Annotated in this window: 2 pseudogenes; both read left to right on the top strand. The window is 58.6% G+C overall.

The features are described 5' to 3' along the window. Positions 1-756, top strand: a pseudogene (locus BMW74_RS25310) (hypothetical protein); the annotation flags it as partial. Further along, positions 743-1,320, top strand: a pseudogene (locus tag BMW74_RS25305) (hypothetical protein); the annotation flags it as partial. The pseudogenes BMW74_RS25310 and BMW74_RS25305, both read left to right, overlap by 14 nt.

The following is a 1,320-nucleotide window of genomic DNA, read 5'->3' as shown; positions in this document are numbered from 1 at the left end:
GCACGAATAGCGGCCTGGGGCGCCGCAGGTACCCACCTGTCCAAGGTGTTCTTTCGCGTCAACCTCGCGGGCGCGCTGTTTACCGTGCTGGAGCTGGGCGGCAGTTGGCTCTACAACCGCCTCACCACCAGTGCCCACGATCAATGGCTGCAAAGCACACCCTGGGGCAAGGACGCCAAGCTGCGGGCCGACCATACACTGGGGGAATACAAAGAACTCCTCGCCAATCTGATGAACGCTCCCCAGTTAACCCTCAGTGCGTTCGAGCGCGGCTCCTGGTGGAAAGACCTGCTGCTGCGACCCAAGCCAAGCGACATTCATCTATCCCTGCCGGGGCTGACACTGGCTGACTTCGCCCCCCCCATGGCCGGCCAACCCAATCGACGCCTGGGTATCGGGGCACGGTGCGTCAACCTCATTCGCGGCGGTGGTTTTGAGCGCACGACCACCGACGACCTCACGGCACACGTGCTCGACAGCCTGAGGATCGTCAAGCTCGACCCCTTGGTCCTGTGCTTCGACAACCTGCCCGTCGGCCTCGATCAGATACCGCTGCCGTCCCAAGTCCTGGAACTCGGTGTGTGCATACAGCGGCTCGACGAACAGGGGCAGTGGTTATCGCGCAACTACTACTTCCGCTTCGAACCCCGAGCCACCGGGGACTTTCCCCCCTTGCCGCGCGGCTCAGTCAAACAGCCGCTCACCATGGCGCTGGTTCACACCTACCTTCTGGAGCAACCCGATGATGGCCAGTAACCTTGATAGCGCCATACCTCAACTGCAACTTGAACAGCCTCACAAGGCGGGTGATGTTGAGCCGTTCCCCAGTGGCCGAGTGACCTATTTGGCACCGCTGCCATTGCCTACTTCGGTGCCGCCCCATGGTCCACATATTGGCGAGTTGAATGATGTACACATCGACTTTGGGATGCCCTCGCCGGAAGTCTTTATGTGGCAAGTGACCCTCGGCGGGCCATTTACTTTCATGTTTATGCTTACGGTCCTTTCCCCACTACTTATCGGCTTTATCTTCTTTTTACTTGGAGAAGGTTGGGATGGTGCCTCTCACGCCATTGAGGGAATGTTTCATGCGTCGTTTGAAACCACCTTAATAACCGGTTTTTTTTCTCTCTTCCTCTGCCTCGCCGTCTGGCTCAACGTCCACAACAAACGCATCACCCTCATTCCCACTCGTTTCAACCGCCAGCGCCGTGAAGTCTGCTTCATGCTTAACGGTGCCACCGAACCCACCTTTATTCCCTGGGAATCCCTCTCTGCCTGGGTCATCGAAGCCCAGGGCGTGACCCAATACGGTGTCCA

The organism is Pseudomonas sp. ok272 (genome assembly GCF_900109995.1).
Taxonomy (GTDB): domain Bacteria; phylum Pseudomonadota; class Gammaproteobacteria; order Pseudomonadales; family Pseudomonadaceae; genus Aquipseudomonas.
The sequence above is the reverse complement of the archived record's forward strand: the minus strand, read 5'-3'. Positions and strand labels throughout refer to the sequence as shown.